Source organism: Peribacillus sp. SIMBA_075 (assembly GCF_046534585.1).
In genome coordinates, this window is sequence record NZ_JAWRYN010001202.1 from 1 (window position 1) to 250 (window position 250).

Sequence of the window (250 nt, forward strand, 5' to 3'; positions counted from 1 at the left end):
GGTTAATTTTTCAATGATTCGGCGGTGTTGTTCAATCAATGCTGCGCCTCTTTTGTCAGATGAAACATACGCTCCAGCACGGTCTTCCAGTGTTTCATTTCATTCAGCTCCAATTGTCGATCTTTTTTTTCATAATCAGATAGGTCAAGTCCGCAAGAAGAGCAGCAGTTTGCAGAGGAAGAGCCCTCCGTTTGATCAAGCTGTTCGTAAAAGTATGATAACAGAGATTGTCTAAAACAGCCTTGATGAG

At 42.0% G+C, this 250-nt stretch carries 1 pseudogene; it reads right to left on the reverse strand.

What is annotated here, in order from left to right:
- Positions 1 to 35 precede the first annotated feature (35 nt).
- Positions 36 to 250: pseudogene (locus SB775_RS32135) on the reverse strand (RecQ family ATP-dependent DNA helicase); the annotation flags it as partial.